This window comes from Candidatus Saccharibacteria bacterium oral taxon 488, from assembly GCA_005697215.1.
Taxonomy (GTDB): domain Bacteria; phylum Patescibacteriota; class Saccharimonadia; order Saccharimonadales; family Saccharimonadaceae; genus Nanosynbacter.
This window is the reverse complement of record CP040003.1, coordinates 479,630-496,675: the sequence shown is the minus strand read 5'-3', so window position 1 is coordinate 496,675 and position 17,046 is coordinate 479,630. Positions and strand designations below refer to the sequence as shown.

The window sequence follows — 17,046 nt, the reverse complement described above, 5'->3', positions numbered from 1 at the left end:
AACTCCTTATCTTACGCGCGGCGTTGGTAGCGCCGACTTACTAATTTTGAACTGTGACGGTGCTTTGATACCGGTAACGATGTTCTTGTTTGAACCGACGTTGCCAAGGCTCACATTTGGATCTTTCGCAAAGCCGTATGGACTAGAGAGCTTCATCATCTTGACGTTGTAGTCTGGCACTGAAATTCCACTGACAGTACCGCCTCTTCGTCCACCGCCACTGCCTGAGCCGCGTCTAGCACCTCCGCCACCGTTTCTGGATTGCGAAGTAACATTACCGTTCTCATCCATGATTAGGGACCGCAGGGCTTGGTACTGATCTTTGGATATACGTCCGTCGTTGTAGAAACTCTTCAGCATAGAATCTTCTACGAAACACTTGTCGGCGATTGACTTCCTGCGTCCAGCATGTAGAGTGTTAACCAGCTGCTCATTCGACATATCCTTGGTTGCCTCTTTGAGGTATTGCAGTTTAACATCTGCTTTATAACTTGCCTGCGTTGCATAGGTTAGCTGTTCCTTGTCAATGCCATTTTCTGCAGCGTAGCGTTCTTTAACCCAGGCTGGCATATCGGCGTACTTCTTATTCTTGTTCAGGTCGATAGCTTGATGGACTATTGCTTTATCGTTTGATTTAGCGGCGAGGGCAGATAGTTTATCGGTAATATCGTTTCCGGTATTGCTGTTTGTTTCACTCGAACCTCTTTGCTTTAATCCGTAGCCTAGTACGTAGTTGCGGTAGGTGGCGTCTGATTCATCTTTTGAATCTTTAGCAAGTCTCTTATGAACTTCTCGAGCAACTTCGCCGCCTTTTGTTCTGATCGTCCCATCACTGTCTTGTGTGTAGTCGCCGCGAGCAATCTTGGCTTTTAGTGCCACGGGCAGTCCGTCTGAGCCAGTTGCCTGAGACATTTTGCTGAGTTTACCCATTGCTGCGGTGTCGCCATTTTTAGCACGCTTCTCCAGAATATCCATCTTTCTGGAGTCCTGAACGAGGTTATAATACTGCTTAGCCTCTTCGGGATTGTTTAATAGCATCTCTCTAAACGCAGCACTGTCTTTATCGCTGAGCGCATGCTGTTTGGTGTCGTAGAACTGCTTCTGCTCATCAAGGGCATTCTTGCCGAAGAGCATTCCTTTAACGATATTTGTCGGCGAGCGGTCAACAGGTGTCTGAATGTTGCCTTTGCTATCCTGTGTATAGCCATCTTTTAGGGCAGCAGCCCCTTGAATTGTGCGCTTTATCTGTGCACCGGTTGGGGCTATATCAAGCATTGCGGTGCCGATCTTACCAGCATCACCACTCGATAAACCTTCGCCAGCGGTAAGTCCAGCCTTAATCAACTTTGATACAGCGGGCGTGCCGTAACGGGAAATGTCTGAATCTTCGCCAAAAATGGTTTTCTTAGTTTTGTCGTCTATAAATGCTCCAACAAGTGCGGGACCACCCGGAACAAACTTGGAGGCTTCGCCTAGAAAGCGCTGACCTGCTTGCGCGGTATTATTCAGAAGGTTGTCGTTAGCATCGTCCTCGTTACTGGCAAAGTCGTTATAAGTGTCTATTGTCGCCTTCAGGAAGTCTGGCAGTTGTTCTTGTCCGGTTACCATCTTCAGCCCATAGTTAGCAGCTGCTGCTGCGATGATGAATTTGGCTTTCTGGGCGGGTGTAAAGTCCTTAAAGAACTGTAGTCTCATGTTGTTTACTTCTAACCCAAACTGTGTGAACACACCGAGTACTTTCGAGTTCATGACCAATGGTCGGTCGCCAATGCCGCGCCCAGCTAGAGTAGCCTTGGCGGCTAGGTCAGCCTGCCTAATGGCTGCGTCTCCAGTTAGCCCTTTGCTGAGCGCCTCGTTGTATGCGCTGCGCCAGCTCAGCTCTCCAGTAAACTTCTCAATAGCTTCCATCGGAATAGAGGCAGCATCAGTGTACTTTCGGATGATGCCGCGCCGCTGCGATGAGGCGTCGGTATAGCGGGCTTTCATGAATGAAGATTTATTCAGCGGGTCGCTTGCTTTGTCAAAGCCAGAGTGGATCATCTGCTTGACAGCTTTCATGAACGATGGCAACCCGTCTCGAGCAATTGTCTGCGGAACACTTAGGACCTGCGCTACGGCTGCCGTGGCTGAGCCTGGTATAGTGTTAGCGCCGACGATACCTTGTGCCTTGATTGAAACATCCACAGCCCTACCAAAGCCTTTATCAACGGCCAATCGGTCAATAGCGTTTGTTTTTCCAGCAAGGATATTGCCATATTCCTGCCATGCGGCGATGAGAGGGGAGCGCTCGCCTTCTTTGAAGTTCTTGTGTTTTGGCTTGCCAGTCTCGACTTGCGCCATCGCTTCGTTAAATCCGAGCTCTTCAATAGCTTTGTCTAGCTTAATCTCCTTAGCTTTCTGGAACGTTCGGAAAGCATTTTCGATTACTCGCACGCGTGAAGCAGCAGGAGTCATGTACTGGTTATAGAGCATTGCCTCGTAGTACCTGTCGATAGCGCCGAAGAAGTCTTTGTTGGCTAGTTCGCCGCGGCGTGTCTGCGCAAATGGATTCCACTTGCGACGCGCACCAGTGTTTTCAGTATTTCCGACTATCTCATCAGGGACACCTCCGCGTACTCCGCCGGGGATTGTTTCGCCGCTTACCGAGCCATTCATTCCGGTGATGTCCTTAATCTTCAGTCCAACCTTCTCGAAGAATGACGGGTCGTTCATGATATGCGAGATGTAGTTTTTGCGGCGCGGTATTGGGTCATAGCCGTTTGCTTCCAGTACACGGTTAGTGTTATTGAGGATATCGTCTGCGTGAGTACGCCACCAGTCCACTGCCGGCTTCATGTAGGTGTCTACATAATCCTTGCCGTATTTGGCGTTTAGGTCGGCAACATCGACTTTCTTTTCTACCAGGTCAAACATATCCTCGGTCAGGTCTTTTCGTAGCTGCCGAGAGGGGAGGTTATCCAACATCTTGCTCTCTAGCTTCGTTAATCCGTCGCGGCGAGATTTCAGCTCGACTTTCATGGCTGCTTCTTGGCTGTCTTTGAATACGGAGGTAAATTCCTTGGTAGCTGCGGCCGTTGCGGCATCTGGCGCATTTGCGTCGATGATACGGTCAATGTCTACAAGCGGGTTATTCCTGTTGCCCCAGCGGTCAATATCTCCGACGATTTTACCTAGGTTTACTGGTTTGCCTTCAACGTAAGCATGCTGATTGCCGTTCTCATCGATACCGACGTAGCTGCCAACACTCTTGCCATCTTTGTCGACTACCATACCAGTACTGCTGATAGTATGTTTATTGCCGTCAAGCGGGACCAGATCGAATATTGGCTTGCCTTGCTCGTCCACACCTTTCGCTAGAGCAAACTCTGTTAGATCAGGTTTGCGATTAGCTTCCGTGCCCTTGACGTGGATTTTTTTGCTAGCGTCAATCCACTCCTGGCTGCCGACGACGCGGTTATATGCTGACTGTACGATGGTTGGATACTGTTTCATGCCTCGTATGTCGTGAACATCGTAGCCGGTTTGTTTGCGGATCTCATCGCGAACTAGGCGGCGCTGTGCTGGAGTACCGGCGTTCAGTTTGTCGATAACATTATCAACTGTCGCTTGGGGGTAGGTGTTGATGTCTGCGGCTTGGCTTTGTGACGTAATATCATCGATTCTGTACCCGTCGGCTACATCGGTGGCGCTTCGGGCTGCCGCTACCGCCTGTAGGTCTGCTGTATTGTCAGGAGCGACGCGTTCGATTGTTGTGACGCCGGTGTCCCCGTTAGTGGTGGATGTTAGCTTTGAGCCGTCGCCGAGGTCTAGCTCCTCCTTGACTTTTGGTACAGTACCCTCAACTTCGTATGTTCTCGCCGGCTGGTTTGGACCGTCGAGGCGGGCGTCACTCTCGCGTAGCACCCCCTTAATACCATACTTACCTCGCGTTATATCGTGGCTATCCATATGCTCGGCTGGCTTAATCTCCCAGTCGTACTCTGGGCGGGTTGTTTGTAGCTTTTTCAGCTCAATCTCAGCCGCTCGTTCAGTGAATCCGTTGTAGCCTTTTCCGGTTTCTTCAACTTGGATTGGTTTTTCTAGTCCTTCAGCTAATCTCTGTGCTTCACGGCGAGCAATAGCAATGTCTGAATGTGTCGAATATCTCTGTGATGGACTGCCGTCAGTATACTCTTCAACGATTGCGTATTTGCCGCGTGGTGTCTGCTCGATTCGGTAGCGGTAATCTTCAGGAGCTGTACCGAAAAAGCCTGGTTTCGTTGGCCTGTAAACATCCCCACCATTGACATTTAACGTGTTGTTTGATACACTGCCAGTACGAGTTCCTGATGGATTACTAATAGGACTTGTGCCTGTAGCAGATTCTAGATTGCTACCTGCCCGGGTAACGCCCCGCAAGTCGTCGTCCATCAGGGGCGTACCAAGCTCAGCTTGGGCTTTTTTAATATCTGCCTCAATTCTTTCGGGGCGGATTTTTTGTACACTCTTAAGGCTTAAGCCATCGTTAAATTGACCCATTAGGACTCGACCGCTCGGTGCGTCAGTGTTTGCATAGGTAACATTCTGGAGTCCTGTATCGTTAGGGCTGCGAGTGAGTGTGCTGTTATTACCATAAATAGACTTTTCCGCTATATTTACATACTCCTCAGGTGTTACTCCCTCCTGAATAATCCGTTTCTCCACGTGGGCATTATGTGCGCCCGGATACACTGTTACGTCTCTGTTGGTTACGAAGTCTTGACCAGTTTGTGCCTGAATCGCGTTGTGTTGATCTAGAGTGCTCTGGCTAACGCGCCCGTAGTTAAATGGCTCATCGATAGGATAATTCTCAATGGCTGTGCGCATTCGCTCATTTCGTCCAGCATTCGGTGTGATTTCCGTACGTGGAATATGCAGGTTGCCATCGACATACGCTTGGCGAAGTGCTGTAGCGCCGCGTCCGATAGCTGCACCAGCTCCTGCCATTCCAGCACCAAAGGCAGCACCGGTCGCCGCTTCTTGCAAAGCATTTTCAGGTTTCCAGTCGGTGCCAGCTCGAAGCGACCCGCCTGCACCTAGAGCGGCGTTCGTGGCTGCCTCATGAGCAATCAGTTGGGGAACGGTTTTCTCGGCTGCTTGGCTGATGATACCTTTCTCTAGCGCGCTTTTAGCTAGCGTTGGTGCAATACCCTTGACAACTCCCTTGGCAAGAGATCCTACAGGAGCAACAGAAGAAGCGACATCAACAGCTGTACCAGCTGCGCGAAGTATACGGTCTAGAGTTCCTTTGTCTTGCATGCCTCCAGTTATGCCGTTTATCTCTTGGTCTATGGCGTTGTACCTGCGAGCGTATTCTTCCTCTGAAAGCCTACCTGCTTTATATTCTGCGGTAAGCGCATCAAGCGGGCTATGATTAACTAAAGCTTCACCTGAACGATAAACCGTCTTGAATGGTTGTGTTATGCCGCCAACTATATTGCCGCCAATATTAACAATATCCTTGCCAACAGTCTCTACATTAGGACCTTTCTTTGTTGCTCGGTCATCGATTAGGTTGCGTAGTAATTCTGATTCAGCAACGATACGCTCAAACTTCGCGCGCTGTTCAGGGTTAGTAAATCCGTACGGGACCTTGGCGTAGTCTGTCAAGTTCTTGGATATTTGCTCGATAGCCTCACGCTGCCTGCCGGCGTCCATATTATTAAAGTCTTCTAGGAATTGTGTCGGTGTCCTGCCACCGTAATTTATCATGGGCGATTGTCCGTATTCGCCCAAGGCAGCGTCAGCGGTTTTCTGGCGATACTGAACATTCTTTATCTTCTCGATGGTATTTTTCAACTGCTCGTCAGAGGTGATGCCTTGCTGTGCTTCATCGAGTAATTTCCGTTCGTTTGTCCAGTTGCCGCGGGTATCATTAAGCAGCGTCGTTAATTCGTCTCGACGCTTTCGGTAGTCCTCAGAGTTTAGGTTGTTGCGGCGTACAGTCTCATTCAGCTGTTGCATCTGCGGTGATTGCTGTGCTGGCTGCTGAAAAGGGGAGGGTTGCTGCGGATGTGGTAATTGTAGCTGTGACTGGTTATTTATCGAGAAGTTTTGCTGCTTGTCTTGCTGCTGCACTTTCGACTGGTTCTGTTCGATGTACTTTTTGGCGTTCTCATCGCCCAGTGCGGCATACTTTTTGGCTTTTTCTAGCTGCGATTCAATTGTCTCTACGAAGTTCGGTTGAAACATTGGCGTTTTGGGCTTCTCTGGCGAGAAGTTTTGCTGCTGCTCCTGCTGGCGCGGCTGCTGAATAGTAGACAGGCGTGTTGCATCAAACCCCTGAAACTGCTTTGGCTGGCTTAGCGGATTATCGTTGTGCTGCTGGATTGGCTCGCGGTGGTTTTGCTGTTCGCGGCGTTTTTCTTCTTCGTCGTCTCTCCATCCGAAGAAGCTGCGTATCATTTTTCCAAAGTCAAACATTGGTATTTAGCTCCTTTCGGCTATTAGAATTGGACGTCGTCTGCGGAACGCCGTGGACGCATAAAGTAGCTGTCGTCATCGTCAGAGCGTCGGCCAAGAACTGATTCTGTTGCTTGTCCTGCACTCAGGCTAGGCGAGTTGATATTCGAGCTATCTACTGTGCCTTGAGTGATATTCTTCGCCTGGTATGCCGGAACACTTGCCAGTGACGCTTGCGGAGCAGTGATATTTTGGTAGGTCTGTACGATTTGACCTAGCCGTCCGTTGATAGCTCTATCGACGTCCTGAATTTGGGCTGTCGATATTGCACCCGCTTGAGCGAGAGCTTGGGCGCGCTGGTTATCGTTCATGTTCATCTTGTTGAGGATTTCGTTGCGCTGCTCGTTGAAGGTGTCGTGGATTTCTTGGTACTTACTCTGGCGGAAGTCATTCAGCTTGCGTACTTCGTCTTCCAGCTTCCTCTGTACTTGTTGACGGTTGACTTCAATGTCGGTCTTCTGCTCGTTCAGGTCGTCTAGCATCTTGCCTTGTTCGCTGTTTTGCAGGTCAGCCACGCCAACGCCCAGCATGCCGATGGCGCTTGAGTTGCCGCCGCCTAGCATACCGATGTTGTTTGATTCGCCCTGCAGAGTGTTGCGGACCATCTCGCCCAACGACTGCTTGCCGCGTGCATAGCTTTTTTCTAGTTTCTGGTCTTGACGGTCGAGGTTCTGGAAGGCACTGTCGCGTTCGCCCTTTAATGAGTTGATGGATGTATCTACCTGCCTGTCAACAGCCGCTCGTGCTGCGTTGCGTCGCGGATCGATGGAACCGAGCATATCGTTGTAGTAGCGGTTATTTTGCGCCCACTGCTTGTCGATGGCTTGTCGCTGTACTGCTGACATACCGCCTCCGCCGCCGCTACCACCTCTACTGTAGCCACCACCCCAGCCACCTCCACCGTGTTGCTGGCGAGGCTGCTGGCGATTATTATTCCAACCTTGCCATTGCTGATATAGCCCGCTGACGTACTGCTGAACTTTGCCAGCTTGTCCTTTGTCGTAGCTGATCATTTTTGTATCGGCGCCGTTGTTATTGACCTTGTTCCAGTCAATCCTGCCGTCGTTGCCGGTGTAGGCAAGTGCGTAAGGATCGTGTACTGCCAACCATCCGCGGAAGTCTGGGTTTCCTTGATATTCTGCCATAAAAATAGCCCTTTCTTGCGCTTCGCAAAAGGGCTGTTGTTTCGCTTGGACTGTCCAGTTGCGAAGACACACTTAATACAAGTTTGTCTTTCGCCTCTGGAGTCCTGATGTCCGCCGTACGACCGGTCGTCCAAAGCCGTTGCCGAGCTTGCGGCTCACGGAGCGGTGTTTCTCGTGGTTTAATACAGGAAATACCGCATGCTTATTTATAAGTTATCATGCGTTTTTTCAAATCATCAATATTTTGGTAAATTTTGTGAAAGTTTTTGACTTTAGAGATTTGGACTATAAAAATGCTCAATAAAATACCAATCACCCCATTCGTCGTGGTCGTTCTTGGTGCACTTGCCAAAGCCAGTTAGCGTGTATCGAGAGTCAAGGATAGCCTTAGCGTGCGGCTCACTTTTCATCCAGCCATATGTGCCACTGAAGACGGTACGCTCATCTAGCCGGTCTCCATTTACGTCAGCAGCACCTTTATCTGAACCATGGATAACATTCATATTTTCGCCATAATATCCGCGTATGCCACCCATTGTCTTGATAGCAATTTCATAGCCTTGCTGTCCTGTTGTTGGATTCTTGTGATTGTAATAATTATTGGTAACCATGTCCTCGCATTTCTCTTGCGCAGATTTATTTAGAGCTGGACTGAGCTGCATTGGTGCGACGCCATGCTCGGCACGTATCTTGTTGACTTCAGCTAGCATTGTCTCTGGCGTGATGTCGTAGACAGTGTGCTTGCTATGCGAAGCAGACTTATTCTGGCTCTGATTTTTGACTGGAGTTCGTCCTTGCAAGTCTCTCAACTCCTGTATCTTATAGTCCAGGGTGGCTTCAGTGTTTTTCCTATCAGATTCTAACTTGTTATGGTATAGAATAGGGTATGCTGTGTGACAGAATAAAAAACCGATAAAAAAACAAACAACACCGACGATAGCTACGTCGATGAGGCACTTCTTTCTAGTGACCATCGTGTCGTTTTTTTCTTTTTTACCACCTTTTTTCATGGCGTCATTATAGCAAATATGGTATGATTTGTCCATATGAAGAGGTTAATTGAGTGGATAAAGGATAACTCCTTGATGTTATTCTGCGTATTATTTAGTATTTATTGTGCTATGATAAACCACCGCCCAGATTTGTATAATGTTATTAGCGCTGGGCTTCTAGCCTCACTCCTCACGTTTATGTTTTTTATCGCCGAGGAGGCTCAATCTATGAGGAAAGATAGTATGCTTGTCGCTACGGTGGGTCTTTGGTTAGCTGTTGGTATTATAATAGGGAGATACTTTCCATAGCAAAGACACCCTTGCGAGTCGGGGTGTCTTTACCGTTCTCCGTAGCGTCCAGTAGATTGCGTGTCATACCTGCGCTATCAGTGGAGGTTTTATGTTTTGTGTGTATTTTTTGGTTTGTCTTAGTTTTTGTTAAACCTTCAGCTCGGCCGCTGGGGTAGAGACCTGGTTGTTTGCACGGAGCAGATCTGCTTCGTACTCCAGGTTAGTCTCTTCAATGCGGTACAGCTCGTCGGCAATTTCTTTTGGTACCGTCAGGTCTTTGCCTGCTGGATAGCCCTTGCCGTTAATCATCACCGTACGTCGCAGCTTGACGTGGACATACACTGGTTTTGTGTCTGGCTCGTATTGTGCGTCTTTTGGTTCTGATTCTACTGGGTCATGCGAAAACTCCCGCGGGTCGCTTAGCGGTACTGATGTCGGCTCCACTGCTGGTTGCGTCTCTGGCGTTGGTACTGGCGCTGGCGAGACGGCCGGTGTTGTGTCCGGTGCTGCTTGCGCGGCATATTCAGCCTGCGGCGTGCGGGGCTGGGGAGTCGGCACGTTGGTCATAGTGGGACCTAGAGTATTTGGTGCGTTACCTTCCATGATTATCCTTCCATGGTGTGGGCGGTGGCCCGTATAGAGCTACCGCCCGGTTAATTTAGTATAGCGAGCCGGATTCCAAACGACACATAAAGTTGTTGTTTAGAATGGCAGCCTTGGCGGCAAACTTCCAACCAAGCGTCATCTTCTGATGAAGTGGGTCGGACACGCCGCCTGGGCCTTCCTTGTACACCTTCAGATGCTGCAGGTCGGTGTTGCCGTAGGCGTCTTCGCCGAAGAGCAAGCTAATGTGAACCTTCGCATTTGATGCGCCCTTGTCGGTGATTAGGTTATTACTTCGAACAACCGTTACACCAGCAAACGAGACTAATTCGCCCTTGTATAGCTCGTTGGATTTCTCCTTCGATGCTTGGCGGTAAACCGTCTGGCGGAACGCCTCGTCATCCATCAAGTCTTGCTCGACGGCTGGATCGACAACTAGGACATAGTTACCGTCCTTAAAGGTTGGTGCGCCTGCGGTGCGCAAGCGGGAAACCTCTTTGCGAACATCTGCCCAGGTCAGCTTGTCTGCGTCAGCCAGCAAGTTGCGTGCGGTCTTTGAATTGGCGTAGCGTACAGCAGTACCGGCGATAATGACCTTGTTGATAGCACGGTCATAGCTCTTCGATGACTGCTCGCTGAGCTTCTTCAGAGCGTTTTGAACAGATGAGTGTTTTGGTGTTAATTTTGCGAGGTCAGTAAGCGTCACAAAGTCGCCATACTGGTCAACAACCGCATTGATAGCAGAAGTTGTCAGCTGGCTGCCGGCTGGGGCTTGCCCTTCCGTCAGAGGGTTAGTAACGATATCCAAGTCCGAGTAACGGGTAAACTGGATCGTCTTGCTTGATGCCTCTGGCAATGTTTCTTTGTGACCGAACTGGTCAAGCACAGTCTGAAACTCCGCTCCGCGAAGGACTTTCTTCGCAAAATAGGTTTGCAGATCGTGCTGAAGCTGCGCAGTAGTAGTGTCAGCCATGTTAAACAGCCCTTTCTGTAACCACTACCACCCAAATGGATTACGATAAACTAATGTTTCCGATCCTTGCCTCTAGTTCCTCTAAGGAATCTCCGCCGCCACCTGAGCCTGCTGCCGACGAAAACATGCCAGAGCTTTGTCCGTTCAGGTTCTGTAGGCTTTGCTGGGCACGCTCGCGCTCGGCTTGCGCTACAGACATGATAGGCTCTAAGTACTCATCGGCTAGCTTCCGAATCGATAGCTTCTTAAGAGCTCCGACGTTCCTTGCTAAAATGTGCGGCTCAATACGTCCTCGGACATAGCTGTCAACCGCCTTAGCTAAGGTTTCGTTGTAGCAGTTCGGATCCGTTGGGTCTAACGAAGCATTGTTTGGGTCAAGCATAGGATATGCTTTTAGTATTTCTGCCTCTTCGCGGTCAAAGCGCGATGCCACCTGTTCACCGTCCAAGCGTTCCTGCATTGCCTCTACTGCAGTATTGGCAGCTTGCTGGGCTTGTTTTTGGTTATAGTCCATGATGTCGCTGGCGCTGTAATTACCATCTTCATCAGGAGTAGGGGGCTTAAGCTGGTCTTGCTGGTTTTTTCGTGCCATTTCCTGCTTAAGAGACTCGATATACTCGTCCTTCTCGTGCAATTGGCTGGTCAATGCAGCGAAACGCTGATTGAGGCGCGATTGCTTGTCTGGACGCCCGTTTTGTGTGTCTGTACCGACTTCTGCTTCAGCTTTGGAATCACCATTGGACTGCTGTTGACCGTCGCCATCAGCACCCTCCGCACCAGTCGCTGTTGTTTCGTTCGTAGTTTGATTCTCACCAGCCGGCGTCTCTGGTGTGGCGGTTACTTCTCCGCCGTCTGTTAGCGCCATATTTTCTACCGCCTCGACCTGTTCGGCCGATAGTCCGGTATCGCTAGAAGTAGACATGCTACATCCTTTCGTTTAATTTAGCCAAGACACTTACGCAGTCCGCGGCGGGAGATACGCTCCGTTTCCGGCTAGTAGGGTGGTAAAAGACCAGCCGGAAACGCAACCCACCTCAGAACCTCTTCTCAACGATAGGCAGTCCTTTCTCGTCAGTTTTGCCAGTGTAGAAAGTCCCCGGCGGCAAAAATATACCGTGTTCATTCTGGCAACTTATGCACCTTAGGCTTGTGCCGTTTTGTCGCCATTCACTGTCTGGTTTGTGTTGCGGCGCGATGCTACTCATATCCAGTTCGGCATAATGTGGTTTTTCGACTAGCTCTGACTCCGTATTTGACGTCTCATATGGGTTAGGATTGCTGTTCATCTTCAGCCTCCTTGGTCATTACTTCGACAGCTAATACCGCACCCTCGATTCTCTCGATATACTTCTCGATCCACTGCGCCATTAACAGCCTAGACCGCACCTCTTTACCAACTTTTTCATCAGAATCATTAGGACCAAACTCTAGGTCTCTGTGGAGCCTCAGATTTAACGCGTCCTGCTTCATCTGCTCCTTGATGCGTGGCCAGCCCGGGATTGAAGCAATGTCGGCTACCTCAGCACGCTGGCGGGCTTCTGCTACTTTTGCCTCTAGGCTTAGCTCCTCTGCCACTGGTGTAAGTGGCAGAGAATTGATATCGCTGTCTAAAATGTTTTCCATCTTATGCCGCCTCCATCGGCTGAAGTTGTTGGACTTCTTGAGTTTGCTGCATTTCCTGCGGTGCTTGAGGCTGCTCCTCGGACTGACCTTGAATCTGTTGCTGTAACATGTTTACTATTTGAGGATCATTGAGCATCTCTGGGGTAAATGGCTTCGTCTTGTCGTTTTCCTGAGTGTACGGGTCAAAGATTTTATCTTTGTTTTTGATGCCACTAGCTGCGATAAGCTGGTCAAGTAGCTCTGTCCTGTTGACCTTACGTCCATCTTCTTGCGCGCCGTCCATTAGCCATGCACCAGCCTGAGATGACAGCAACTCAACGAGATTATAGACGCGCTCATACTCATCTTTCTGATCGTTAGCAGCGGTCGTGCCAGCATCTATTCGATACATCCACTTACCGGACAGCTTGGTATGGTCAATCTTCATTTCGGCTGTACCGTGAGCGTTGATGTACTCAACCATACCGTTTTCGCCAGTCTCTGGGTCGGTACCTATTCGGTAACTCTTGGCTGAATCGAAGATGTCTAGCAGATCCTTGTGTCCAGATTTGATGATATCCAGGATCTCGTCGTCAAAGACATGAAACTTTATCGGAACAGATTGTTTGGTGCCAATTAGGTTTATCATGCCATCGACTAGCTCTTCATAAGCTTCCTCAAACATATTTCTATCCCACTGATCGCGGGCGTTTTCGCGCTTTTCAAGTTTACTCAAGGCTTCTGGTGTTCGACCAAAGCCCGGCAGACCGTCGCTTGCGGATATCGTGGTGTCAGTCGTACCGTTTTGATTGAGCAACGCACCCTTCAGGAACTGATAGGTTGCTTGGAACTCATTCGATGGGCTAGCGCCTGGATTGACGAAGCCAAAGTCAGATTGTCCATTAGCAGTACGGATTTTGCCACCTGGCTCATAACGCATTAGAGACGGATCAACAGCATCACCTTTATACCACATTGGTGGGAATATCTTGAACTTGGAGAAGTCGAGATTTAGGTTTACGGTCGTGTCGATTGCTCGCTGTAATGAAGCGCCACGCTCAACATCGCCCATACCCCACAGCGAGTCAATCAATGGTATAGCGTACTTAAATACAACAGGTATACGCCCAGATTCGTGCGGATTCTTAATGTTTCGAACGATGGCATTTTCAAAGTCTGGTGCGAACGTAATCCAGCGCCCATTCTTGCCGCGTTCATAGCGAGTAACTAGGGCGATATGTCCCTGATGTAGGGTAGTTGCTTCGCCGCGCTCCTGTTGCAGGTTAGTAGTCGTTTCCTTAGCGTCTGATGGCTGATGCTTCTCGGTTGCTTTATTGAGGATAGTCTGGATAGAGGCTCTATTCCAGTCCTTAAACTTCATGCGGCTTTGCAGATAGCGTTTGCTATGGTAGGTAACGATATAGACAGCGTCGCAATCATTCAAACTAGTATTGCCAACCTGCGGAAAGCATTCCGTCGGATTTATCACTCTAAAATCAGGACCGACATAATCCTCGTCAACTCGGTAATCGTACTGAACTGGCATAGCACCGTAGATAAGGGAGTAGTAATCCCACATACGGAGCTTCGTCATGAATGACCACTGGCTTTTAGCGTTAGGAATAACATATTTAGTCCATACTAAATCCATCAGCATTGCCTTACCTTGGTCGCGCCTGCTTAGCGAACGGATACGCCCAGTCGGTAACTGTGCTACCACGCGAGAGGATCGTTCTAATATCAGAGAACTCAAGCTACCTTCGCGAACACGAGACTTAAAACCTTTTTCAGTAGACAGCTTGGCATAGGCAATATCGAGTAAGACACGCCATGTCTCGTGCGTGTGGATCATATTTGTCCTTGATTCTTGATAGTCTTTACCTAAGTCGCTTGCTTTCATAATTTCTTTTCCAAAATAAAAAGCCCCCAGATTTCTCTGCGAGCCTACTGCGGCATTACCGCTCGTGGCTATTACATATTCACCATATCATGAGCTTTTTGGATTCTCAAACATTTTTACGAAAAATGTTATAATTATTACTAATATGAGTGATAAAGAGTATCAAGAAATATCGATATACCTAGATGATTCTGGTGTTTTCTCTCTTAATTCTGGGCATGATTATTTTATATACGCTGGATATCTGTTCTTGGATAATCATGAGCGTATTGCAGCAAGAGAGCAGTTCAAAACAATGTCCCGAGAGATAAAATCCAGTCTCGGCATGTCGATGGGGTCGGAGTTAAAAGCGGCTGGCTTAGAGATTAAATACAAGAGAAGTCTGTATAATTGCGTCAAGTCATTCAATAGTCTTAGTGCTACGGTAAAGCTGTCTGACGTCAATGAATCTATTATGGCAAACAAGCTATCGATTCATCGCTACAAAGACTACGCCCTAAAGAGAATGATAAAGTCCAAGCTAGAGAAGCTAATTGTGTCTGGCAAGATTGATGCAGACAAGCCAGTTTCTCTGCGAGTCTACATTGACCAGCAACACACATCAACCAACGGATACTATAAACTCTCAGATAGTATTCGAGAGGAGCTAATACATGGAATTCGTAATTTTGATTACGGTATGTTTTACCCTCCGATACTCTTTGCCGACTTCAAAATTAGCATAAAGTTTTGCGATTCATCCCTAGACTATCTGGTTCAGGCAAGCGATATTCTAGCCAATCGCCTATGGTACGGCAGGAATTTCAACCGTCCGAAGCTCTACACCAACATCCCATATCATAATGATATTTTATTGCCATAATGCTTGCGCCATTGTGCTTAGCATGGTAGTATAGTGTTACAGACGTAAGTACTGTTGCACAGCCATAAGCGATCAAATTGATTAAGCGTATTGTAAATACGTCGCCTGGTTGGGATAACCCTTCTGATTCAGAAGGGTTATTTTTGTCGCTAATTTATTTGGCAAGTTTAGCCATAACCTCTTCAAGTATGGTACGCGCCTTAAAATACAGCTCATATTTTGCCTCATCTGGTGCATTAGACAGATCAAGTAGTAAATCCATCCCGCACAGTTCGCCAATTTTTGGCGTGGAGTTTTTGCCTTTGGAACTGCTTAGCTTGGCAATAGCAGTGTTATCTAGTTTGCTCGCTAAATCTAAAGTTGCAAAGATTCGGGTGGCCTCTTCTGGAGTAGGGAGGTCTGTTATGGTTTTCTTCACTTCAATGCCCTTTCTTAATGATTTACTAGATTCTGGGTCATATCTCACATCCACAAAAGACATATCTCTAATGAGGCGCGTCATTTCGTAGTTTCGCATGCTATCGTCTCGGATAAGGCTTATAGCGTGCCTGCGCGCTTCTTCAAGCTCACAAATGTCTCTCGCATGCTTAGTGCAGAAATGCTTATAGCCAGAATGCTTGTCGTATCCTATCCACTTATGGCATTTGTCGCACTGGATAGATGATCTTGATTTACTCTTCGTCATTTCTTTTGCTCATTTCTTCTTCCGTTAGGTAGACGATTTTTGCTTTATATAACAAAATCTTATTATCATAACGATTTATTCTCCACTCAAGAAGTTGTAGGGTACTGTAGTCCCAGCGACCCTCTATAGCGATACGATTATAAGTATTCATCGCATAATTAAGCCAAACTCTATTTCGTTTGATCCGCCACCTCAGCCACTCGATTTTTTTCTGGCGTATAAAGCTAGATATTTTCATCATCTACTCCTTTCACAAAAAACAGCCATCGCGTCATTCCAGATTTATCGCCGAAAGCTGGTTTTTGAGGTAATATTTTTAGTAATTCAGTTGTTTTAATATCGCGCTCGCTCCACTTCATAGCGACGACACAACCAGGCTTTACAACGCGTAGACACTCGCTCAAGCCTTTGCTCAGTGTTTCACGCCAAGTATCTTTATCAAGCTTGCCATACTTTTTAGCCAGCCAGCTATTCTTGCCGCAGTTGATGAGGTGAGGTGGATCGAAGACGACAAAGTTAAAGCACTCATCAGGAAACCTCATATCTGTAAAGTCTATGACTAGGTCTGGGTTGATTTCTAATGTCCTAATCTTGTCTCTGTCTTTCATCTCGACAGTTTCACGGCGTCGGTCAATATACAGAATGTTTGGGTGGTCTTTTTCAAAGTAAAACATGCGGCCGCCGCAACAAGCGTCAAGTATGGTTGTTGGGGCAGTTTTCATTTCTCCTCCAATAATTCAGGATTTTCGTGAATATTGCCAATGACTTCAATTTTTCTACGTAATTCAACATTGCCTAGTACTGGGTAACGTGGCGAATTGTATCGTGGCTCAAGACCAAATCCACTGCGAATCCACTTCACTCGGTAGATCTCGCCATCTCCCTCAACTTTTACGACGTCGCCCTCATAAATCTCTGTGCCGTTTTTGTCTTTACATCCTGTATATTGTTCAAAAACTAAACGATTGTTATCTACACTGTCTGTAAGTTTGAAGCTTAGACATCCTCCGTAGTGTGGCGATGGATTGCGCATTGGAACGCCTTCTGGCGGGAACAAGTGTACATATTTGAAATTACAGAAAGTACCTCTATCTTCCACGCCGCCCCAGTCTGCACCAGCTAATGTCAGATATAAGCGGCATCGTTTATCCCAGATTCTAAATTTAATATCACGCATCTCTCAAAACCCCATAATGGTTACTTGGTATTTCATTGCCGCCAGCTAGAATGAGTAGGTGAATAACATCTTTCAGCTCTCGGTTGTCGTGAGCGCTACGAATGCATGTCGTTGGATTCTCGTAATGATGGTCGTTCTCGTTGATGTGCTGCTCGGCGGCTTTGCCAGTAAAGTACATGACTGCGCCGTAGTCTTTGCTGGCTTTGTTATTATCTAGGATCGTCCAGACTGGCATGCTAGTACATCGATTATCTTGATTAACTAACTCGTTGCTCAGGGCTTTAATGCGCCACAACAGGGCTTCTTCAGCTGGATTTTCTGCTATGATTTTCATTA

At 48.0% G+C, this 17,046-nt stretch carries 14 protein-coding genes; 1 reads left to right on the top strand and 13 read right to left on the bottom strand.

Translation table 11 applies throughout. The features are described 5' to 3' along the window. Positions 1 to 6 precede the first annotated feature (6 nt). The 8 genes from FBF24_02640 to FBF24_02605 all read right to left on the bottom strand — a co-directional run bounded on the left by FBF24_02640 (position 7) and on the right by FBF24_02605 (position 13,938). Positions 7 to 6,441, bottom strand: coding sequence for a hypothetical protein (locus tag FBF24_02640; protein ID QCT40775.1), 6,435 nt, complete (start codon positions 6,439 to 6,441; stop codon positions 7 to 9). 23 nt (positions 6,442 to 6,464) lie between these two features. Continuing rightward, positions 6,465 to 7,625, bottom strand: a complete 1,161-nt coding sequence (locus tag FBF24_02635; GenBank protein QCT40774.1) for a hypothetical protein — start codon at positions 7,623 to 7,625, stop codon at positions 6,465 to 6,467. A 272-nt stretch (positions 7,626 to 7,897) separates the two neighbouring features. After that, complete coding sequence (locus FBF24_02630) at positions 7,898 to 8,671, bottom strand: hypothetical protein (GenBank protein QCT40773.1); 774 nt, start codon at positions 8,669 to 8,671, stop codon at positions 7,898 to 7,900. Between the two features lie 384 nt (positions 8,672 to 9,055). Next, positions 9,056 to 9,511: a hypothetical protein gene (locus FBF24_02625; protein QCT40772.1), complete on the bottom strand. Its 456-nt coding sequence runs from the start codon at positions 9,509 to 9,511 to the stop codon at positions 9,056 to 9,058. A 55-nt stretch (positions 9,512 to 9,566) separates the two neighbouring features. After that, positions 9,567 to 10,484: a N4-gp56 family major capsid protein gene (locus tag FBF24_02620; GenBank protein QCT40771.1), complete on the bottom strand. Its 918-nt coding sequence runs from the start codon at positions 10,482 to 10,484 to the stop codon at positions 9,567 to 9,569. Positions 10,485 to 10,524: 40 nt separating this feature from the next. Beyond that, positions 10,525 to 11,406 carry a hypothetical protein gene (locus tag FBF24_02615; GenBank protein ID QCT40770.1) on the bottom strand — a complete coding sequence of 294 codons (882 nt, stop codon included), beginning with the start codon at positions 11,404 to 11,406 and terminating at the stop codon, positions 10,525 to 10,527. A gap of 347 nt (positions 11,407 to 11,753) precedes the next feature. Beyond that, entirely contained in the window at positions 11,754 to 12,107 is a 354-nt protein-coding gene (locus FBF24_02610) for a hypothetical protein (protein QCT40769.1), read from the bottom strand. 1 nt (position 12,108) lies between these two features. Beyond that, entirely contained in the window at positions 12,109 to 13,938 is a 1,830-nt protein-coding gene (locus FBF24_02605; protein QCT40768.1) for a hypothetical protein, read from the bottom strand. Between the two features lie 193 nt (positions 13,939 to 14,131). Between FBF24_02605 and FBF24_02600 the strand changes: the two genes are divergently transcribed. Next, the gene (locus FBF24_02600) at positions 14,132 to 14,848 is read left to right on the top strand and encodes a DUF3800 domain-containing protein (protein QCT40767.1); all 717 of its coding nucleotides are present in this window, start codon (positions 14,132 to 14,134) and stop codon (positions 14,846 to 14,848) included. Positions 14,849 to 15,002: 154 nt separating this feature from the next. On the opposite strand, the gene FBF24_02595 is transcribed toward FBF24_02600, so the two are convergent. The 5 genes from FBF24_02595 to FBF24_02575 are packed head-to-tail and all read right to left on the bottom strand — an operon-like array spanning position 15,003 to position 17,044. Beyond that, entirely contained in the window at positions 15,003 to 15,533 is a 531-nt protein-coding gene (locus FBF24_02595) for a hypothetical protein (protein ID QCT40766.1), read from the bottom strand. Beyond that, positions 15,520 to 15,771, bottom strand: coding sequence for a hypothetical protein (locus FBF24_02590; protein ID QCT40765.1), 252 nt, complete (start codon positions 15,769 to 15,771; stop codon positions 15,520 to 15,522). Before FBF24_02590 ends, FBF24_02595 begins: the two co-directional genes overlap by 14 nt. After that, positions 15,758 to 16,255, bottom strand: coding sequence for a class I SAM-dependent methyltransferase (locus FBF24_02585; protein ID QCT40764.1), 498 nt, complete (start codon positions 16,253 to 16,255; stop codon positions 15,758 to 15,760). The genes FBF24_02590 and FBF24_02585 overlap by 14 nt, the downstream gene beginning before the upstream one ends. Continuing rightward, positions 16,252 to 16,710: a hypothetical protein gene (locus FBF24_02580; protein QCT40763.1), complete on the bottom strand. Its 459-nt coding sequence runs from the start codon at positions 16,708 to 16,710 to the stop codon at positions 16,252 to 16,254. Before FBF24_02580 ends, FBF24_02585 begins: the two co-directional genes overlap by 4 nt. Beyond that, positions 16,703 to 17,044 (bottom strand): hypothetical protein, encoded by a 342-nt coding sequence (locus tag FBF24_02575; protein QCT40762.1) that lies wholly within the window; start codon positions 17,042 to 17,044, stop codon positions 16,703 to 16,705. The genes FBF24_02580 and FBF24_02575 overlap by 8 nt, the downstream gene beginning before the upstream one ends. Positions 17,045 to 17,046 lie beyond the last annotated feature (2 nt).

Bases quoted from the DNA above. Each gene is read 5' to 3' on its own strand.
- FBF24_02640 (QCT40775.1), bottom strand. From the start codon at position 6,441: ATGTTTGACTTTGGAAAAATGATACGCAGCTTCTTCGGATGGAGAGAC.
- FBF24_02635 (QCT40774.1), bottom strand. From the start codon at position 7,625: ATGGCAGAATATCAAGGAAACCCAGACTTCCGCGGATGGTTGGCAGTA.
- FBF24_02630 (QCT40773.1), bottom strand. From the start codon at position 8,671: ATGGACAAATCATACCATATTTGCTATAATGACGCCATGAAAAAAGGT.
- FBF24_02625 (QCT40772.1), bottom strand. From the start codon at position 9,511: ATGGAAGGTAACGCACCAAATACTCTAGGTCCCACTATGACCAACGTG.
- FBF24_02620 (QCT40771.1), bottom strand. From the start codon at position 10,484: ATGGCTGACACTACTACTGCGCAGCTTCAGCACGATCTGCAAACCTAT.
- FBF24_02615 (QCT40770.1), bottom strand. From the start codon at position 11,406: ATGTCTACTTCTAGCGATACCGGACTATCGGCCGAACAGGTCGAGGCG.
- FBF24_02610 (QCT40769.1), bottom strand. From the start codon at position 12,107: ATGGAAAACATTTTAGACAGCGATATCAATTCTCTGCCACTTACACCA.
- FBF24_02605 (QCT40768.1), bottom strand. From the start codon at position 13,938: ATGATCCACACGCACGAGACATGGCGTGTCTTACTCGATATTGCCTAT.
- FBF24_02600 (QCT40767.1), top strand. From the start codon at position 14,132: ATGAGTGATAAAGAGTATCAAGAAATATCGATATACCTAGATGATTCT.
- FBF24_02595 (QCT40766.1), bottom strand. From the start codon at position 15,533: ATGACGAAGAGTAAATCAAGATCATCTATCCAGTGCGACAAATGCCAT.
- FBF24_02590 (QCT40765.1), bottom strand. From the start codon at position 15,771: ATGAAAATATCTAGCTTTATACGCCAGAAAAAAATCGAGTGGCTGAGG.
- FBF24_02585 (QCT40764.1), bottom strand. From the start codon at position 16,255: ATGAAAACTGCCCCAACAACCATACTTGACGCTTGTTGCGGCGGCCGC.
- FBF24_02580 (QCT40763.1), bottom strand. From the start codon at position 16,710: ATGCGTGATATTAAATTTAGAATCTGGGATAAACGATGCCGCTTATAT.
- FBF24_02575 (QCT40762.1), bottom strand. From the start codon at position 17,044: ATGAAAATCATAGCAGAAAATCCAGCTGAAGAAGCCCTGTTGTGGCGC.